The organism is Stenotrophomonas sp. UBA7606, assembly GCF_002477705.1.
Lineage (GTDB): Bacteria > Pseudomonadota > Gammaproteobacteria > Xanthomonadales > Xanthomonadaceae > Stenotrophomonas.
On the sequence record NZ_DLJW01000088.1, the window covers coordinates 26,003 to 42,701 of the forward strand.

Sequence of the window (16,699 nt, forward strand, 5' to 3'; positions counted from 1 at the left end):
GTCATGCTCCTCAAGCGTCTGCGGCCAGCGATGCCATGTCGATGACAAAGCGGTAGCGCACATCCGAGCGCTCCATGCGCTCGTAGGCGTGGTTGATGTCCTGCATGCGGATGGTTTCGCAGTCCGGCAGGATGTTTTTCTTCGCGCAGAAATCCAGCAGTTCCTGGGTCTCGCGGATGCCGCCGATCGGCGAACCGGCAATGCGGCGGCGGCCCAGCAGCAGCGGCACCGTATTGGTCTCTTCCATCGGCCCGATCTGGCCAACGATCACCAGCGTGCCATCCACGTCCAGCAGCGGCAGATACGGATCCAGCGCGTGCTTGACCGGCACCGTGTCGATGATCAGGTCAAAACCATTGTTGGCCTGCGCCATCGCGTCCGGATCACTGGACACCAGCAGGCGGTCGGCGCCCAGTTCCAGCGCATCGGCCTGCTTGGACGGGCTGCGGCTGAGCACAGTGACGTCCGCGCCCAAGCCCACCGCCAGCTTCACCGCCATATGGCCCAAGCCACCCAGGCCGATCACGCCAACGCGGCTGCCCGGGCCGACGTTCCAATGCCGCAGTGGCGACCAGGTGGTGATGCCTGCACACAGCAGCGGCGCCGCACGTGCCAGGTCCAGGCCTTCGGGCATGCGCAGGCAGAACTCCTCGCGCACCACCAGGTGCTTGGAATAGCCGCCCTGAGTGGGCGCGCCACTGATGCGGTCGGCCCCGGCATAGGTGCCCACCATGCCTTGCCGGCACAGCTGCTCCTCGCCACGGTGGCATTGGTCGCATTCCATGCAGCTGTCGACCATGCAGCCGACCGCGACGTGATCACCCACCTGGTAGCGGCTGACATCGGCACCCACGGCAATCACCCGGCCGACGATTTCGTGGCCCGGTACGATCGGGTAATAGCTCCAGCCCCAGTCATTGCGCGCGGTATGCAGGTCCGAGTGGCAGACGCCGCAGTAGAGGATTTCCATCGCCACATCGTTGCCGCGCAGCGCGCGGCGCTCGAAGGCATAAGGCGCCAGCGGCGAGGTGGTATCGAAGGCGGCGTAGCCGTAGGTTTTCATGGGGGAGCCTTGGGGTCGGGAGCAGCAAAGGCTGCCAGTCTAGGCAGGCGCAGGTGACGGAGTAAGCCGCGCGGGCAGGATGCGGTAATGAGCACAGCTCATTAATCCGTGGCGCCAAGGGCCACGAGGGTAACGGGGCGCCCGGGGCCTTGCTAGCCGCTGCGCAGCGCGGCAATCACCACCTGCAGCGCGCGCGAGGACTGGCGGCGGCTGGGGTAGTAGGCGTAATAACCGTCATAGGGCTCGCACCAGTCCTCCAGCACGCGCTGCAGGCGGCCCGCGGACAGGTGCTCCTGCAACATGTCTTCCGGCAGGTAGGCCACGCCCGCCCCGGCCAGCGCCGCGCGCAGCGCCGGGGCGCTGGCATTGAAGGTCCATTGCCCGCTGACCCGCAGCTTGCACGACTGCCCGGCCTTGTCGAACTCCCACGGCAGCAAACCGCCATGGGTAGGCAGGCGCATACCGATGCAGTTGTGCGCAGCCAGCTCCTGCGGCTGCCGCGGCACGCCGTGCGCGGCAAAATATGCCGGCGTGGCCACCACCGCGATGCGCTGGACCGGGCTGACCGGCACCGCGATCATGTCGCGCGCCAGTTGCTCACCCAGGCGGATGCCGATATCGAAGCGCTCGGCGACGATGTCGGTCAGGCCGTAGTCCACGGTGAGCTCCACCTTCAGTTCCGGGTAGTCATCCAGCACCGGCTGCAGGCGCGGCCACACGTACAGATCGGCGGCATGACCGGCGCAGTTGATGCGCACGGTGCCCGCCGGCCGGTCGCGGAACTCGCCCATCATCGCCAACTCGTCCTGGATCTCGTCCAGCCGTGGCGCTACCGACTGGTACAGGTGCTCACCGGCCTCGGTCATCGCCACGCTGCGGGTGGTGCGGGTGAGCAGGCGGATGCCGAGCCGCGCTTCCAGCGCCCGCACGGTATGGCTGAGCGCGGACTGCGACACGCCCAGCTGGGCCGCGGCGCGGGTAAAGCTGCCTTCGCGGGCGATGCTGATGAAGGCCACCAGGTCGTTGAGGTTCTCGCGGGGCATGCACGGCGCCTGCGGTGGGGGTGCGCCCATCTTCGGCACACGGCCCGGTCACCGCAATGCACCGGGCCGTGTCCATCAACGCCGGTTCATCCGGCAAGGCCTAGAAGCTGCCCTGCAGCGCCACTTCCCAACGGCTGCCCGCGTAGTGGTCACCCAACAGCGCGCGTGCATGCTGGTCTGTAGTGTGTGCGCTGAGGCGCAGCTCCAGTGGCGCGGCCAGCGCCCAGATCGCACTGAGCTGTCCATGCGCATAGCCACCGCCGGGGGCATCCTGCAGGCGGTAGTAGCCAGCCAATGCTTCCATGCGCAGCGTATCGGTCAGCGGCAGGCGTGCGCCCAATTGGCTGTAGAGCCCATCCTGGCGGGTCGCCAATGCCTGCGCCGACCAACCCAGTGACAGCCAGTAATTGTTCTTCCAGGTCAACGTGGTGTTGAGCTCGGTCCAGTTCAAATCCACCGTGGTCGCCGGGTAGCGGTAATGCAGCAGGTTGGCATCCAGCGCCAGCTCAGTACCCAGTGCGCCGGTCCAGCCAACGATGAAATCCAGTTCACTGCTGGCATGGGTCTGCGGTGCGAACTCCACGCTGGAGCCGGACACCGCCGCGTACAGGCCATTGTCGCCGGCCACGCGGAACCCCGCCTGCACCGCCGCATTGCCCTGGCTTTGGGTGGAGCCGCGCCAGACGTAATCGCTGGTCAGTGCGGCGCTGCCACTGAGTTGTTGTGCGCCGACGCTGGCCGTGGCGGTGATGCCCAGCAGCAGCGTGGAAAACAGGAAAGAACAGCGCCGTGCGCGGCGCAGCGTGTGCGTGGTGTTCATTGCGTATCCGTTGTGACCACGCACCCTGCGTGGCCTGCGGAAAGTGTGGGTGTGCGGCCCGTAAAGGCGCGATGGCGGCCAGCAGGCCGCGCATCAAATCCACGTAAAACCACGCCCAACCATCGCGTGCATGCTGTGCGCCAGCGGTGCATCAGCAAGCGGCCATGCCGAGCCTGCTGCTATGGCGCAGCCGCCTGCGCGGGCGCGAACACCGCCCGCTGCGCGCCTTTCGGCATCGGCTCGGCAAACGCGGGTTTGATCGGAACCGGGCCGTCACCCGGCTCGCAATGGGTGATGCGCCACTGGCTGGGCTTGAAGCGCGCCTGCGCGCCGTCAGGCTCACCGGTGAGGAACTCGGCCTGGATGTCGTAGTCGATCAGTGGCGTATGGAACCAGGCATCCTCGCCCGCCTTGCAGTCGATGAAAGCCCGCGCCGGGTCCGCCACCCAGTCACCTTGGTCGCCGTCGTAGTGATACACCGGCTGGATGCGCACGTCGCGGCTCAGCCGCAGCCGGCCCGGCGACACCGTAAGCGCATCAGCCCATACCCCGGCAACCTGCAGCGGTTGCGGGAAGACCACCCCGTCCAGGCCACGCAGGCCGAGCGGCCGCTGCGGCTCGCCGTTGTCGAACACGTCGCGTCGGTTGACCAGGCTGCCCTTGGGCACGCGCAACTCGCCAAACTGGAAATCACGATCCAGCACAAACTGCTCGCGACTGTGCCGATGCCAGGCGGCAATAGTGAACTCACGCTGGAACTGCAGCGTCTTGAAGCCCAGGAAACCCACCCAAACCGCCATCACCGCCACGAACAGGCAGGCAATACGTATCTTCCAGCTGAAGAACGCGCGCCATGTGCCCACGCGGCGCAGCCGGTACTGCAGGGCATGAATGACCAGCACCACCGCGAGCACTCCGCCCAGCGCCGGCAGCACGAACATCAACAGCAACATCTGCCAGGAAATCAACGGACCAGGAATCATCACACGCCATTCGCAACGGGAACCCGGCCATCCTACCCGGCCCATGCCCTGCGGGCATGAGCGCCAAACCAATCCGCATCAAGCGTGCAGACAAGGCACAGTTTCGCTGGCCGCCAAGCCTCAGAATACGCGCTCCGCCCAATCGCCTTGCCCTGCCATGAAGTCCGTCAGCTCCGCCCTGCAGCCGCTACGCAACTGGTTGAGCATCGAGCGCAACCAGACCAGCCACGGCGAGAAGTGGATATCGGCCATCGGCGCGTTGATCGGCATCAGCGTGGTCTACCAGCTGACGCATTGGTGCTTCCCCCACGGCTTTGGCAACCACGCCGGTGGCGCGATCCTGCTGGCGTCAATGGGCGCAAGCGCGGTGCTGGTGTTCGCCGTGCCGCATGGCGCGCTGTCGCAACCCTGGGCAGTGATTGCTGGCCACCTGGTCTCGGCCTTCATCGGCGTCAGTTGCCAGCTGCTGTTCCCGGAGCAGGTCTGGACCGGTGCGCTTGCGGTTGGCTTGGCGGTGGGCGCGATGCATTACCTGCGCTGCATCCATCCCCCCGGCGGTGCCACCGCGCTGGCGGCGGTGATCGGTGGCGGCGAGGTGCACGCACTCGGCTACCACTACCTGCTCACCCCGGTGGCGGTGAACGTGGCCGCCATCCTGCTGGCCGCCGTTGCCTTCAATGCCTGCTTCGCCTGGCGCCGCTACCCGGTGCACCTGCACCGTCGCCATCAGCGCACTACCCCGGTGGCCTCGGCGCAGCGCCATGTGGACCTCACCCAGGAGGACTTCCACGCGGCTATCGGCCAGCTCAACTCCTTCGTCGACATCACCGACGAAAGCCTTACCGAGCTGCTGGAGCTGGCCAAGCAGAACGCCGAGCGCGACGCCCTGCACCCGGCGGTCATCGAACCTGGGCGTTACTACAGCAATGGCCGCCTGGGCCGTGCCTGGAGCGTTCGCCGCATTTCGGTAACACCGGCCTTGGCAGGCCCCGACTCCGACCGCCTGGTCTATGCGGTGGTGGCCGGTGACGGCAGCGGCGATATCGGCCATGCCAGCGCCGAGGAGCTGCGCCGCTGGGCGCGCTTCGAGGTGACGTTGCGCGACGGCGGACGCTGGGCAAAGCTCGGCACCGACTGAGCGCGCACCGACGGCATCGTCAGCACGATGTTCAATACGCGGTTGCAGCCGTCAGTTGGCCACCCAGCGACCACCACCGTGCGCGCAGCTCGCTGGCAGCGACGCCAGATCCTCAGCGGAACGCTCGTAGTAGTAGCCGGCAAACGCGCCCCCGAACACACCTTGGCAGCTGCCTTGCGACGGCGACGGGCAGGCATCCATATAGGTCACCTCGCCGGCCTTGCCGCCCATCTGTGCCGAGCCCTGTGCCAGACCTTCACAGAGTCTGCGCAGATCCTGCTCACGCCCGCCATCGAGCACCTGCACACAATCGCGCGAGCGGATGCGCTGGCCCAGCAACTGGAATTCACCAGCAATCATGCAGGCCTGCAGCCCTGCCGGTGCCGCAGCATCCTTGTGCACTACGTTACTGTTCGGCTCGGCGGGCGCCGGCGCGCTTGCCGGTGGCGGCGTTGCCGCAGCTGCAGCCGCGGGCTCCGGATCTGCAGGCGTGGGGCTCTTCCCGCAGGCCGCAAGCAACAACAGACCGGCAAGCACAGCACCGTGACGCAACATTCCTTCTTTCATCGTCCAGCCTCCCTGCATGGGTGAATAAGCCCCGGAGCATAGGCCATCCACGGCTCGAATACCTCTGTGGGCGCGCGGATTACGTGCGCGGCGCTGCCAGCGCTACAGCTGCAACCACCCCAATACAGCCGAAAACGCCTCGATCGGCAGTCTACAGACGGTGCTCTGCTGCACACCAAACCAGTTGCATCCCACCCACCCAAACGGCATCAGCAGCAGCGCGATGACAAAGGCATCGGTGAGTGCATTCCAGTGACGTCCGCGCACCAGCTGCAACAGCAGATCAATGCTGAAACCCAGCAGCATCAGCAAGGCCACCGCCCCCAGCAGCAAGGCAATGCCCAGGCCGGTATCACCCCGATGCGTCTGCCCGGCGGCGTGCGCAGCCGCCAGCCGGGCATACAGCAACAGCGCGAGCAACGGCAGCAGGAAGGCTGCCAAGCGGATCAGGATGGAGCCGGGATAGCGTGCCCACGCCGGTGGCCGACGCGGCTCAATCACGTTGCGGCGCACCCAGCGGAAACAGCTGCCGGTAGCCGCGCGCCTCGTCCACCGCGCGGGAAAACGACGGCCGTTGCAGCAGGCGTGCACGGTAGGCCTGCAGCAGCGGATAGGCGTCGCTGATGCGGTGCGTCCAGTCAGCGTAGAACAGCGCCGGCGCAGCCGCACAATCGGCCAGCGAGAAAGCGTGGCCACAGGCCCAATGCTTGCCCGGCAACTGCGCTTCGCACCAGGCATAAGCCAGTTCCAGCTTTTGTTCGGCAAAGCCGCGCGCTTCTTCGCGTTTGTCGGCATCGCCGCTCAGTGCCCCCGCCACCGCATGCTGCACCGGGCTCATCACATGCAGATCGAAGAAGCGGTCGTGGAAGCGCACGTCCAGGGCCTGCATCGGCGCAGCGGGCAACAACCCCACCGGGCCGGGGTGCTGCAGCTGCAGGTATTCGATGATGATGCTGGTCTCCACCACACTGCGCTCGCCATCCAGCAGCAGCGGAAACTTGCCCAGCGGCCAGCGTTGCAGCCACTGCCCCACATTCTCAGCCTCCTCCGGGGCAATCAGCCGGAACTCGAACGCCGTGGCGTTCTCGTAAAGCGCGATCAGCACCTTCTGCGTGTAGGAGGAAAACGGATGACCGTAGAGTACGAGCGACATCACACCCTCTCCGTTCAATGCGCCTGAAAGCGCCGGAATGAATTTGGCAGCGGCCGTGGTGGACTACACCTGCGGTACCGGCTGGGCGGCGACTGTAACGCCATTGACGGCCGGTGCCGCACAGTCGTCAACCGCTGCTTGCCCGGCAAAGCGCTCGGCCAACCAGGCCAGCACCGCGTCCGCCGATGCGATGGCGGTGTTGGCATGCCCGGTATCGGGCAAGCCCAGGTAGCGCACCGTGGCGCCGCTTTCGCAGCTGCGGTTGAAGAAGCGGCGGGTCACCGGCGTGGCCACCAGCCCATCGGCATCGGACTGCACCAACAGCAAAGGTGCCATGCCCTTGCCCAGCGCGGTGATCGAGTTGCGCGCCATCAGCGCGTCCCAGGGTGCACGCCCACCCAGATCGAGATTGCCCAGCCGCGCGCGCAACCGCAGCAGCCGCACCAGACCCGCGGCAGAGAACGGATCGCCCTCGCAGCCTGCTGTGGCGCGGTCGATCACACCTTGGGTGGTGCGATTGGCGATGGTCGCCAGATCGGCGCCATAGACCTTGGCCCAGCTGCGCGCGGTGAAGGCAGTGAGCAGGCCGCGTACCGTGGTATCGGCATGCTGCATGTTCTGCGCAAGATCGGTGGGCGGCGACACTGCGGCAACCCCCAGCAACTGCAGTTCAGGTGCATAGCTGCGCGCCCGCTGCGCGGTGAACAACGCAGCGTGCCCGCCCTGCGAATGCCCCCAGGCAACAAAGCGACGGCCAGCGCCGGCGGGGGCAAAGCCGACGGCCGCCCGCACCGAATCCAGTACCGCCGCGGCCGCAGCATCACCGGCCAGGTAGGCATGCGGCCCGCGCGTGCCCAGGCCGGGGTAGTCCGTGGCCACCACCACCCAGCCACGTGCCAGCATGTCCGCGAGGTCCGGGATCTGATCCAGGCTACGGATTGGCGTGCATGCGGGCTCGATGCCGACCGTGCCGTGCGCCCATGCCACCACATTGCGGCCCTGCACCGGGCTGGCGCCGTCAGGCGCAACCAGCACACCGGTGGACGGCGTGGGATCGCCATCCACGTCGGTGGTTTCGTAGCGGATCCGCCACGCCCTGGCGCCAGCCGGCGCAGCTTCCATCGGCGTGGCCTCCAGCAACTTGCCAGGGGTAGCCAATGCGGGGGCCGCCTGCAGCAACGCTGGCAGCGCGAGAACGAGCAATAGACTGCGCAATACCGCGATCATCATCGGCGCACTCCGCCCCGGGGTGCGCCGATGCTAGCCCAATCCGGTTGCAGGCGGTGGATCAGCGCTGTGCCCTGCCAGCCGCGGATCTGCCTGCGCGCGGTGCGGCGGCTTTGGGTTTTGCCGCAGCCTTCTTGACGGCCTTGCTGGAAGCCTTTTTGACTACCTTTTTAGTGACCTTCTTCACTGCTTTCTTCGTCACCTTCTTGGCTGCCTTGGCCGGCGCCTTGCCCATCGCCACGCCATTGACCCGGCTTGCCTCCACCACCTGGCCGCCACCATGCAACAGCGGCCGGGCCTCACCCTCGGCTTCCACCTTGCTGCCGGGTTTCAGCGCCAGCTTGCGCATGCCCTCAGGACGAGTGTGGATGAAGTCGCCACTGTCCAGCACCACCCCGTTGGCCTCGCCATGACGTGCATAATTCAGCCGCACCACTTTGCCGCTGTAGGTCCGCCCGCTGCCTGCGGGTGCGGCCTTGGTGCCGCGCCGGCCCATGGCGGGCAGCTTGTGCAGCTGGTACAGCGGGTGCGCGGCCGGCCCCTTGTCGGACGGCGGCAGTTCGGCGGCCAGCGCAGCGACCGTGGCATCGGGCGCCAGGCCGGCCAGATAGGCCGCCGATGCGTGGTCATCCTTGTCCAGCACCAGTTGCAGCTGGCGGCTGCCCACCCGTAGCAGGGCCCCCTCGATGCCGCCCTTGGGACCGTAGATCAAATGAATGATGTTGCCTTGCAGGGTAACGCTGTCGTGCCTGGGCATGCGCGGTCCACCGGTAGGGTCTTGCCGCCATCATCCCCCAAATCGCCGGGACGCGCCGGACTCGGCTGCCGGCGGTATGCCGTCATCCGGCAGGCCATGGTTTAGGCTGCAGCGCACCCCTCCAGAACCCGCGCGGATGCCACATGACCACCCTCGCCGAGCTGGGCCCGCGTATCTGCATCATGGGGCCGTCCAACAGTGGCAAATCCACCCTGGCCGTCGCCATCGCGCGGCAAAGGCAGCTGCCTGCCGTCCACCTGGACCAGCTGTTCCACCTGCCGCACAGCAACTGGCAGCCGCGCCCGGAAGCGGACTTCCTGCAACTGCATGACGCCGCCATCCAGCAGCCGTACTGGGTGATGGAGGGCAACTATTCCCGCGCCCTGCCGCAGCGCCTGCAACGCGCCACCGGTTTCATCCTGCTCGACCTGCCCACCCCGACCAGCCTGTACCGCTACTTCCGTCGCACCTGGCTCGAGCACGCCCGCCACGGCGCACTGGCCGGCAACAAGGACTCGGTGAAGTGGGAAATGCTCCACCACATCGGCGTGGTGACGCCGCGCAACCGGCGCAGCTATGCGGCCTTGTTCGGCAGCATCGAGCTGCCCAAGCTGCGCTTGGGCAGCCCAAGCGAGCTGGAAGCTTTCTATCGCGCCGAGGCATTGCAGCGCTGAGATTGCAGCGTTGAGTCGGCATCGCTTTGGCTGCCAGGCAATCGAGCGCCGCGCGTGGCAGCCGTGATGGAACCCGTTGGCGGGGCAGCGCGGTAACTCCGCGCTGCCCACGGTCCTGCATCAGGACAGACCCAACACCTGCGTCTTGAGCTCCTGCTGGCATTGCTCACCGGACTGTTTCAGGCGCTGCTTGAGTCCCTCGGCACCGTTGTCGACCAGTTGGTCGTAGCTGGGGGCATCATCGGTGTTCTCCGGAACGCGCGCGCAAAAGCCTTCGGCCAGAAGCTTGCCGCTGCGGGTATCGACCAAGCGCATTTTCACGCTGTAGATCACCCGGTAGTTGTTCCAGTCCGTTGGGAAGTAGACAAAACTCCAGTTCACCGTCTGCACGTCCAATACCAACCCGCCATCCGGGTACTGTTTGCGGATGCCTGCCGCATCGCTCGCATCCAGGGTGCCGTTGGCCAACTTCACCGGCACGGACAACTGCCCAGCAAGTGCCTCACCCAACCCGTTGGCGATCGCGATGGCCGGGTCCTCAACCTGGTTTTCCCTGACAATCGTATTGCCAGCAGAGATCATCGCCGCGGCGCCGATCAAACCAAAGGTCGCCTTGCCTGCGGTCATGGCACTGAAGGAAGGGGCCTCGCGGCGGGTGACGGTCACGGTCTGGTGCCCGCCCGCCTGCAAGGCGGGAACGTCCGCCTTTACCGTCTTGGTGCTGACACAGCCTGGCAACATGCAAACGACGAAAAGCACCATGAAAACATGCCGCATAGATCCCCCTGTTTGATGGTTGAATGCCCCGCATGCCGACCTTCCCCAAGGATATGGCAGCGCCGGTGGCGATGGATCATAACGGGATTCCGATAGATCCAAGCGGCAGCAGGTGGGTTTTTTTGTACCGGCGGACGGACAGCCTCCAATGGAGAAGGGCGGATTGCTCCGCCCTTGGCCAGGTCGCCGTGCACAGGTGCGTGCGCCCCTTTGGATTGCCGCTGTAAGCGGGACCGCTTGCGCGGCGAGCCTGCTTACAGTTCGTCGTCGCAGGTTGAGCCATCACTGCGCAGCAGGCTGGCATCCACCGGCGCGGTGTCGTCGATCAACTCGCGCTGCTCGGCGCTCGGATTGCCCAGCCACCGGACCTTGCAGCGCGACAACAGGCGGCCAACCAGCCGCGTCTGCTCGGGTTGGTAGAGCATTGCAAGCTGGTGGGTACCGCATTGGTGCGCCTGGCAGGCGGTGTAGAACCACCATGTCTCCCGCCCCAGGGTCTTCGGCACGCCGGGGCCACTGGGCCCGCTCAGCAGACGCTCGCGTTGCGAAGGTACGTCCGGATCGGCGATATCGCCCTGCGCGGCTTCCTTCATCAGTTCGTCGAACGCGGCGGTCACCTTGGCATCGGCACGACCGCAGTTGTCCACGGTATTGCCGCCCACCAGGGTGAAGAAGTGCGTTGCCAGCGGCGCTTCCTCACAGCTGGGTTCGTAATCGAATGCCGCAGGCGTGGGCGCATCGTCCTCGGGCTCCCCTTCTTCGTAGGGGGAGGATTCGCTATCCGCGATCCCGGCTTCGGGATCGGCATTGGCCTGCACCTCGGGTTGTGGCGCTGCTGCCGCAGCGGCAGCTGAGCCCTGCGCATCGTCGGCTGGCGCCTGCGTGCAGCCCAACAACAAACCCATCAACAACGACACCCACAGAATCCGGACTTTCATGCACACCCCAAACTGACCAATACGATGCTTCCCTGTCATTCCGTCTGCAGCGCAGGGGAATGCGCGGATTGTACCGGCTGCTGCGGCCCGGGCAGCACCATCGGGGACTGCTGCCACCGTCAGTTGTGCATGCGCGTTTGAAGATGGGGCGAGCTATCCGGCGCAGTTACTGTCTGTACTGTCTCACGTGGAATATTCGCTTTCTGGTCGTGCGACCGACAAACCTCTTCGACACAACCGACGTCGACTCTGGGCTTCAATGCGGAGCAGTCACGCTGACCCGCGCTCTTTTCAGCTACCGAAGCGCTGCGCGTAGCGGCTGACTACGTCCATGTTCTGCCGCGCCACTGCCTGGATGTCTGCGGCAACCTCTGCTTCGGCTACCTGCTGCCAGAACTGCACCGCCACCCGCGCGGCCCAGGCAATGAACGGCGCTTGTCCGCTCCTGCCCGGCGCATTGATGCTTACCGGTGCCAGTGCGCGAATATTTCCACTCTGCGCGGATGGCGCCATATACATCGGCAACATGTCATAGGCCGGGCATAGCGGCAGCGGGCCACGGTCGATCAGGTGGAAACCGATGTTGCCAAGATGCATGTCGGTATTGCCGATGAACCTGCCGAACCAATGCAGCCGCGCCATGGTCTCGGCGGCGTCCTGGGTGATCAGTCGCTGGCCGACAAGCTGTTCGCCAGCCACACCCCAGTCACGTGTTCCCTCGCCTACGAAGGCCGCATCCAACGCCAACAGCGAAACAAAGCCGCGCCTGCCCAAGACGTCCGTGCGATCAAACCGCTCCACTTCCAGGAACACGTGGTCATCGCTGCGAAGCAACTGTGTGCGGGAAGCGGAAACGCCTGCTTCCCGCAGCGTGGTCAAAGCCAGATGCTCGCAGGTGAGCAGATCCGCCCAACGCGCGCCCACCGGGTTCACCGCTGGCAGCGCGAACTTGACCAAGGCGGCGTAACGACGGGCAGCGCTAACAACGGTTGCCGTGAACTTGGGCTGCTCACCGCCGGGAGATGAGCCCACATCCTCGCCGTCGAGCGCCTCCTTGGCGCGAATGGCATAGATCTCCAGCCGACGGTTCATGTCCACCTGGTCCGGTGGCGCATCCACATCCCGCAACGCACGGTCGATGGCAGCCTGCCCCAACAGCAGGTCGCCGATACTGGTGCCGCCGTGCAGGATGCCGAGCAGGTTGTCGCGTGACTGCCAGCTCTTCAGGTCGACGGGCACACCCAATGCCCGGCCCAGGCGATGCGCCATGGAACGACCAAGGAAGCCCTGCGGGCGCACGTCGTCCAGAAACCAGGGCAGTCCCGGGAAGTAGCCCGCCGGACCATCCACTTGGTGCATGAGGTTCGGGCGATCACCCGTGGGCTCGAAAAGGAAACGGTCTCCACGCAACGCATGCAAGGTACCCAGCTCTTCCATGTTCGCTTCCGGGCCCATGCGGTAAAGCGGCCACCTGTTGGGCCGGACCAGCGCAGTAGCCACGTAGGCCGTGGCGCGCGCCTTGCCAACCCGGCGCACCCGGTCACCGGCTTCCGCTACCAACCGCGACAACACGGGGCGGGAAACGGCCAGCTTTTCGACCAACTCGCCGGCCGGCACCGGATCGCCACTTTGAAGCAGATCAAGCAGTTGCAGGACGCTAACGGAGGAAGGACGGGCCATGATCAGCGCTCGTTTCTTTACGATTCAAGAAACGATACTTCTCATAACACTCAATTTCAAGACATTGATACAGATAGATATTTTATTTGAATCCGTCACAACCAGCGGATAATTTCTTTACGATTCCCCTTCCGTCACGTGCGGCTATCAAGCGCCTGTTGCCGCGGTTCCAACTGACTCTGGAGAACCAAGAGAACGCTTCCGACGAGCGCCAGCGCGGCAAACCGACTCTCACTCCTGTTTTCGCATGCATTGATCGAGATACTGATCGAAGGTGCGGTCGGTCGCTCGGCCCCGCCCGTTTGAGGAAGGAGGCGGACCCATCCCGGGTAGCGGCGGTACATGCGGTCCTGGGCGCGGCGTTTGCGCTTGGGAACAACGCCGGTGTGCAGCAAGCAGCAGCGCGCATCTCTGCTTGGCAGCAACTCCAGTTTCATCAGACCGGACGTAGGCTCTGATCAAACGAAGTCCGCCTATGGAAGTCCGACATGAAGTCAGTGACCCAAATGCTGCTGCTGATTGGCCTCGCCTGCGGCAGCATCCTCACCGCTGCTGCCCAACAACCGGGGTCTGCCGCCTACAACTCGGTCTACCTGCCCGCACATGGCGTTGGCTACACCCAACGCAACAGCAACGCACGCCAATGGGGCGCGTTCGCCTCGGGCAAGCACTCGGTCGTGGGGTGGACCGTGGACGGCAGCTCCGCGCAGGACGCCAGCGACAAGGCCGTTGCTCCATGTGAGGCGGCCGGTGGCGAAGACTGCGGCCTGGAGTTCACCTTTGGCGATCAGTGCGCCGTGGTGGCGTCCGGCCCCGAGGAGTGGCACTGGAAGACGGGCAATGACAACCTGGACAAGCTGAAACGCCAAGCCCTGCGCCAATGCGGCAGGGACTGCAGCATCATCCGCGAAGGTTGTGCGCTTCCCCAGGATTGAGGAGCGACGCTCCATCCTGCGACGGCCAGGGGCAGATTGGAAACCCGATTCCAGCCGCCATTTCGTACCGGGACGTATCGAAAGAACACCGCATTTCATTACGATTCAAAACCAACGCCCAAGCGCCTTTCGCCCCAATACGGATCCGGCCACCCGTGTCCGCGGGCTGTTGTAGCCCGGGTAAGCGCAGCGCACCCGGGGCCGCATGAACCCAGATACCAGGCAGGATTCGCGATGCGTTGGTGCGCCGACACTGAGCAATCCAGCAGCCGAACGCATTGATTGATTCCCCAAAAGCCCCGGGTGCGCTGCGCTTACCCGGGCTACATCATTGCGGCATCAACCGCACTTGGAGTAGCCACAATTCAAGCAAGTCTGGCAGCCATCCATGATCACCAGCGCCTTGGTGCTGCACTTGTGGCACATGCTGGCGCTGGCCGGGAAGCTGCCGTTGTCGGCGCTTTCGGGGTCGGCTTCGGAGGCGACGGCAACATCAAGCGCTAGCCCTCCCCGGCCCTGCCCTTCGCTTTGCGAAAGGGAGGGGGCGAGCGCGGCGCTTTGCGCCGGCGCTGCGGTTACTTCACTGTTTTTTTTTGAGCGCTCTTCGAACTGCTTGCGCTTTTCGGCGATGAGGGCGCGCTGGTGGGCGCTCATTTCCGGGTCCTGCAGGAGGCCGATCGACTTCATGTGGTCTTCGACGATGGAGCCCAGCTCGGCGACCAGCGACGGCATGTACACGCCACCGGCCTTGAAGTAACCGCCCTTCGGGTCGAACACGGCCTTCATTTCGTCAACGATGAAGGTGACATCGCCACCCTTGCGGAACACGGCGGACATGATGCGGGTCAGCGCCACGATCCACTGGAAGTGCTCCATCGACTTGGAGTTGATGAAGATCTCGAACGGACGGCGCAGTTCGTGCTCGGTGCCCTGGTTGAGCACGATGTCGTTGATGGTCACGTAGAAGGCGTGCTCCACCAGCGGCGATTTGATCTTGTAGGTGCTGCCGATCAGCACTTCCGGGCGCTCGATGCGCTCGTGCATGTGCACGATGTTGTCGGCCGGGGACTCGTCCAGGGCGGCAGCCACCGGGGCCTTGGCCGCTGCTGCTTCACGGGCCTTGTCGTCCGGGGTGATGACGGAATAGCCCTTGATTTTCTTGTCGATCTTGACGGCCATGGTGCGAGTCCTGGTTATGCGTTGCTATACGGATTGGCAGCAACCCCGTCCCGAAGGACGGGGTGCGCGGTGCGGCTTACTTGCGGGCGGCCTTCTTGACGGCCTTCTTCACTGCGGTGGCCTTCTTGGCGACCGTCTTCTTGGCGCTGGCAGCCTTCTTGGCAACCGTCTTCTTGCTGGCGGCTACCTTCTTGGCGACCTTCTTTTCAGTGGCCTTCACCGTCTTCTTGACGGCGGCAACCTTCTTGGCGGCCTTCTTCTCGACCTTCTTCACTGCCTTTTTGGCAGCGGTGGTCTTCTTGCCAACGGCCTTGGCGATTTTCTTCTCGTTGGCCTTCACCGACTTCTTGGCGGCGGCAGCCTTCTTGCTGACGGCCTTGGCCACCTTCTTCTCGGCAGCCTTCACGGTCTTCTTGGCGGAGGCAGCCTTGCCGGCGGCCTTCTTCTCGACCTTGGCGATGGCCTTCTTGGTGGCAGCGCGCTTGCCGGCGCCCTTCTTCTTCAGATCAGCGGCCTCGGCCTGGGCATTGGCCTTGGCGGCCTCCAGCTTCTGGCGCATGGAGCTGACCTTCTTGGTCACTTCCTTCTTGGCGGCAGCGGTCTTCTTGGCCACGGCCTTCTTGGCGGCGGCAGCCTTCTTGACCACGGTCTTCTCGGCCTTCTTCACTGCCTTCTTGACCTTGGCCACCTGCTTCTTGGCGCCGGCCTCGACCTTCCTGGCACCGGTCTTGATGGCGGCCACGGCGTCGCTGGCGGTCACGGCGATGGTCTCGCCGACGTTGGCTGCGGTTTCTTTCACGTTCTCGGCAACCTGGGTTACGGTCGCGGTCACACCATTACCATTGCTCATATAGCCCTCCTCAGGGCATCGGGTCTTTACGTTGGCGATGCTATATCGAAGCCGATGCTACGTGGAACAAACGCGCAACAACCCGGTGGCGCTGGGACCACCGTCCTGCCCACCCGGCCGCGGCCGGGTGGGCAGTGAAGGCACTCAGAACTTGCCGTAGTAGCCTTCCTTGAGGGCGTCGAACAGGTTGGCGGCGGTGTGCATCTCGCCGTCGTACTCGATCTGTTCGTTGCCCTTGACCTCCACCACCTGGCCGTCTTCCAGCTCGAAGCGGTAGGTGGTGTTCTCCAGGTCCGCTTCCTTGACCAGCACGCCCTGGAAGGCGGCGGGGTTGAAGCGGAAGGTGGTGCAGCCCTTCAGGCCCTGCTCGTGGGCGTAGCGATAGATGTCCTTGAACTGCTCGTACGGGTAATCGGTCGGTACGTTGGCAGTCTTGGAGATCGAGCTGTCGACCCACTTCTGCGCGGCGGCCTGCACGTCCACGTGTTCCTGGGGCGAGATGTCGTCGGCGCTGATGAAGTACTCCGGCAGCTGGGCGTCGGCCTCGTCGGAGAACGGCATGGCCTTGGCGTTGACCAGCTGGCGGTAGGCCAGCAGCTCGAACGAGAACACGTCCACCTTTTCCTTGGACTTCTTGCCTTCGCGGATCACGTTGCGGCTGTAATGGTGCGCGAACGAGGGCTCGATGCCATTGGAGGCGTTGTTGGCCAGCGACAGGCTGATGGTGCCGGTCGGGGCGATGGAGCTGTGGTGGGTGAAGCGCGAACCGACCGTGGCCAGTTCTTCCACCAGCTCCGGGGCCACCGTGGCCACGCGCTGCATGTAGCGGCTGTAGCGGGCGTGCAGCACCTTGCCGGCGATCTTCTGGCCGACCTTCCAGCCGTCCTTCTTCATTTCCGGGCGCTGGCGCAGCAT

At 65.0% G+C, this 16,699-nt stretch carries 18 protein-coding genes and 1 pseudogene; 3 read left to right on the forward strand and 16 right to left on the reverse strand.

Features of this window, described 5'->3' with window-relative positions:
- Positions 1–10 precede the first annotated feature (10 nt).
- The 4 genes from B2527_RS11200 to B2527_RS11215 form a co-directional block, all read right to left on the reverse strand.
- Entirely contained in the window at positions 11–1,063 is a 1,053-nt protein-coding gene (locus tag B2527_RS11200; RefSeq protein ID WP_293712163.1) for an NAD(P)-dependent alcohol dehydrogenase, read from the reverse strand.
- Positions 1,064–1,215: 152 nt separating this feature from the next.
- Positions 1,216–2,106, reverse strand: a complete 891-nt coding sequence (locus B2527_RS11205) for a LysR family transcriptional regulator (RefSeq protein ID WP_293712166.1) — start codon at positions 2,104–2,106, stop codon at positions 1,216–1,218.
- Positions 2,107–2,206: 100 nt separating this feature from the next.
- Complete coding sequence (locus B2527_RS11210) at positions 2,207–2,926, reverse strand: TorF family putative porin (RefSeq protein ID WP_293712169.1); 720 nt, start codon at positions 2,924–2,926, stop codon at positions 2,207–2,209.
- A gap of 179 nt (positions 2,927–3,105) precedes the next feature.
- Entirely contained in the window at positions 3,106–3,909 is an 804-nt protein-coding gene (locus B2527_RS11215; protein WP_293712172.1) for a hypothetical protein, read from the reverse strand.
- Positions 3,910–4,066: 157 nt separating this feature from the next.
- Between B2527_RS11215 and B2527_RS11220 the strand changes: the two genes are divergently transcribed.
- A complete protein-coding gene (locus tag B2527_RS11220) occupies positions 4,067–5,047 on the forward strand; it encodes an HPP family protein (RefSeq protein ID WP_293712174.1) in 981 nt (326 codons plus the stop codon).
- 51 nt (positions 5,048–5,098) lie between these two features.
- Here B2527_RS11220 and B2527_RS11225 read toward each other — a convergent pair whose 3' ends face one another.
- From B2527_RS11225 to B2527_RS11245, 5 genes are all read right to left on the reverse strand, one after another.
- A complete protein-coding gene (locus tag B2527_RS11225) occupies positions 5,099–5,407 on the reverse strand; it encodes a hypothetical protein (protein WP_293712176.1) in 309 nt (102 codons plus the stop codon).
- 309 nt (positions 5,408–5,716) lie between these two features.
- Positions 5,717–6,115, reverse strand: a complete 399-nt coding sequence (locus B2527_RS11230; protein WP_293712179.1) for a hypothetical protein — start codon at positions 6,113–6,115, stop codon at positions 5,717–5,719.
- Entirely contained in the window at positions 6,108–6,767 is a 660-nt protein-coding gene (locus tag B2527_RS11235; RefSeq protein ID WP_293712182.1) for a glutathione S-transferase family protein, read from the reverse strand. Before B2527_RS11235 ends, B2527_RS11230 begins: the two co-directional genes overlap by 8 nt.
- 63 nt (positions 6,768–6,830) lie before the next feature.
- Complete coding sequence (locus tag B2527_RS11240; RefSeq protein ID WP_293712186.1) at positions 6,831–7,994, reverse strand: alpha/beta fold hydrolase; 1,164 nt, start codon at positions 7,992–7,994, stop codon at positions 6,831–6,833.
- 61 nt (positions 7,995–8,055) lie between these two features.
- Positions 8,056–8,751, reverse strand: a complete 696-nt coding sequence (locus B2527_RS11245; protein ID WP_293712189.1) for a hypothetical protein — start codon at positions 8,749–8,751, stop codon at positions 8,056–8,058.
- A 143-nt stretch (positions 8,752–8,894) separates the two neighbouring features.
- On the opposite strand from B2527_RS11245, the gene B2527_RS11250 reads away from it, so the two are divergent.
- The gene (locus tag B2527_RS11250) at positions 8,895–9,425 is read left to right on the forward strand and encodes an AAA family ATPase (RefSeq protein ID WP_293712192.1); all 531 of its coding nucleotides are present in this window, start codon (positions 8,895–8,897) and stop codon (positions 9,423–9,425) included.
- Positions 9,426–9,545: 120 nt separating this feature from the next.
- Here the strand turns inward: B2527_RS11250 and B2527_RS11255 are convergent, their stop codons facing one another.
- The 4 genes from B2527_RS11255 to B2527_RS11270 form a co-directional block, all read right to left on the reverse strand.
- A complete protein-coding gene (locus tag B2527_RS11255; RefSeq protein WP_293712195.1) occupies positions 9,546–10,091 on the reverse strand; it encodes a hypothetical protein in 546 nt (181 codons plus the stop codon).
- Between the two features lie 365 nt (positions 10,092–10,456).
- Positions 10,457–11,140 carry a hypothetical protein gene (locus B2527_RS11260; protein ID WP_293712198.1) on the reverse strand — a complete coding sequence of 228 codons (684 nt, stop codon included), beginning with the start codon at positions 11,138–11,140 and terminating at the stop codon, positions 10,457–10,459.
- Positions 11,141–11,431: 291 nt separating this feature from the next.
- On the reverse strand, positions 11,432–12,820 hold the full coding sequence (gene yjjJ / locus B2527_RS11265; protein WP_293712201.1) for a type II toxin-antitoxin system HipA family toxin YjjJ: 1,389 nt from the start codon (positions 12,818–12,820) through the stop codon (positions 11,432–11,434).
- Between the two features lie 134 nt (positions 12,821–12,954).
- Entirely contained in the window at positions 12,955–13,257 is a 303-nt protein-coding gene (locus B2527_RS11270) for a hypothetical protein (RefSeq protein WP_293712203.1), read from the reverse strand.
- Between the two features lie 51 nt (positions 13,258–13,308).
- Here B2527_RS11270 and B2527_RS11275 point away from each other — a divergent pair, with 51 nt between their 5' ends.
- Positions 13,309–13,755, forward strand: a complete 447-nt coding sequence (locus tag B2527_RS11275; RefSeq protein ID WP_293712205.1) for a DUF4189 domain-containing protein — start codon at positions 13,309–13,311, stop codon at positions 13,753–13,755.
- 339 nt (positions 13,756–14,094) lie between these two features.
- Here B2527_RS11275 and B2527_RS11280 read toward each other — a convergent pair whose 3' ends face one another.
- The 3 genes and pseudogenes from B2527_RS11280 to B2527_RS11290 all read right to left on the reverse strand — a co-directional run.
- Complete coding sequence (locus B2527_RS11280) at positions 14,095–14,934, reverse strand: NrdJb (RefSeq protein ID WP_293712207.1); 840 nt, start codon at positions 14,932–14,934, stop codon at positions 14,095–14,097.
- Between the two features lie 76 nt (positions 14,935–15,010).
- Positions 15,011–15,784 (reverse strand): hypothetical protein, encoded by a 774-nt coding sequence (locus B2527_RS11285; protein WP_293712210.1) that lies wholly within the window; start codon positions 15,782–15,784, stop codon positions 15,011–15,013.
- 144 nt (positions 15,785–15,928) lie between these two features.
- Positions 15,929–16,699 (reverse strand): annotated as a pseudogene (locus tag B2527_RS11290) (ribonucleoside-diphosphate reductase); the annotation flags it as partial.

Excerpts from the sequence above, each read along its gene's own strand:
- B2527_RS11200 (WP_293712163.1), bottom strand. The coding sequence starts at position 1,063 with ATGAAAACCTACGGCTACGCCGCCTTCGATACCACCTCGCCGCTGGCG.
- B2527_RS11205 (WP_293712166.1), bottom strand. The coding sequence starts at position 2,106 with ATGCCCCGCGAGAACCTCAACGACCTGGTGGCCTTCATCAGCATCGCC.
- B2527_RS11210 (WP_293712169.1), bottom strand. The coding sequence starts at position 2,926 with ATGAACACCACGCACACGCTGCGCCGCGCACGGCGCTGTTCTTTCCTG.
- B2527_RS11215 (WP_293712172.1), bottom strand. The coding sequence starts at position 3,909 with ATGATTCCTGGTCCGTTGATTTCCTGGCAGATGTTGCTGTTGATGTTC.
- B2527_RS11220 (WP_293712174.1), top strand. The coding sequence starts at position 4,067 with ATGAAGTCCGTCAGCTCCGCCCTGCAGCCGCTACGCAACTGGTTGAGC.
- B2527_RS11225 (WP_293712176.1), bottom strand. The coding sequence starts at position 5,407 with ATGATTGCTGGTGAATTCCAGTTGCTGGGCCAGCGCATCCGCTCGCGC.
- B2527_RS11235 (WP_293712182.1), bottom strand. The coding sequence starts at position 6,767 with ATGTCGCTCGTACTCTACGGTCATCCGTTTTCCTCCTACACGCAGAAG.
- B2527_RS11240 (WP_293712186.1), bottom strand. The coding sequence starts at position 7,994 with ATGATCGCGGTATTGCGCAGTCTATTGCTCGTTCTCGCGCTGCCAGCG.
- B2527_RS11245 (WP_293712189.1), bottom strand. The coding sequence starts at position 8,751 with ATGCCCAGGCACGACAGCGTTACCCTGCAAGGCAACATCATTCATTTG.
- B2527_RS11250 (WP_293712192.1), top strand. The coding sequence starts at position 8,895 with ATGACCACCCTCGCCGAGCTGGGCCCGCGTATCTGCATCATGGGGCCG.
- B2527_RS11260 (WP_293712198.1), bottom strand. The coding sequence starts at position 11,140 with ATGAAAGTCCGGATTCTGTGGGTGTCGTTGTTGATGGGTTTGTTGTTG.
- yjjJ (WP_293712201.1), bottom strand. The coding sequence starts at position 12,820 with ATGGCCCGTCCTTCCTCCGTTAGCGTCCTGCAACTGCTTGATCTGCTT.
- B2527_RS11270 (WP_293712203.1), bottom strand. The coding sequence starts at position 13,257 with ATGAAACTGGAGTTGCTGCCAAGCAGAGATGCGCGCTGCTGCTTGCTG.
- B2527_RS11275 (WP_293712205.1), top strand. The coding sequence starts at position 13,309 with ATGAAGTCAGTGACCCAAATGCTGCTGCTGATTGGCCTCGCCTGCGGC.
- B2527_RS11280 (WP_293712207.1), bottom strand. The coding sequence starts at position 14,934 with ATGGCCGTCAAGATCGACAAGAAAATCAAGGGCTATTCCGTCATCACC.
- B2527_RS11285 (WP_293712210.1), bottom strand. The coding sequence starts at position 15,784 with ATGAGCAATGGTAATGGTGTGACCGCGACCGTAACCCAGGTTGCCGAG.